This is a genomic window from Wolbachia endosymbiont of Pentidionis agamae, from assembly GCF_036711655.1.
GTDB lineage: Bacteria > Pseudomonadota > Alphaproteobacteria > Rickettsiales > Anaplasmataceae > JAZHPY01.
Map to the genome: position 1 here is coordinate 1 of NZ_JAZHPY010000179.1, position 378 is coordinate 378.

The window sequence follows — 378 nt, forward strand, 5'->3', positions numbered from 1 at the left end:
TATGGATTTAGTAGCTTTAAAGTTTATAGCAATAGGACTTAGTATATTTGGCATGTTGGGCACAGCTTTAGGTGTAGCACACATGTTTTCTACTCTACTGAATGGAGTTGCAAGAAATCCGGAATCAGATACCAAAATGGACAAGTATATATATGTTGGTGCAGCATTGGTTGAAATGATGGGGTTGCTTTCGTTTGTAGTTGCTTTACTATTAATTTTTGTTGTTTAAGACATTATGTCACAATTTGATGTATTGCCGCAACTTGATATATCAACTTACTCTTCACAGCTTTTTTGGTTTCTCATATGCTTCTTTTTTCTATTCTTTATACTAAAGTTTTTTTTCTTACCTAAAATTGAGTCTGTGTTAAAAAATAG

The 378-nt window shown here is 32.3% G+C and carries 1 protein-coding gene and 1 pseudogene; both read left to right on the forward strand.

The annotated features are described in order from the left end of the window. Position 1 precedes the first annotated feature (1 nt). Complete coding sequence (locus V6U76_RS05530) at positions 2-229, forward strand: F0F1 ATP synthase subunit C (protein WP_333024151.1); 228 nt, start codon at positions 2-4, stop codon at positions 227-229. Between the two features lie 6 nt (positions 230-235). Beyond that, positions 236-378 (forward strand): annotated as a pseudogene (locus V6U76_RS05535) (hypothetical protein); the annotation flags it as partial.

Excerpts from the sequence above, each read along its gene's own strand:
- V6U76_RS05530 (WP_333024151.1), top strand. The coding sequence starts at position 2 with ATGGATTTAGTAGCTTTAAAGTTTATAGCAATAGGACTTAGTATATTT.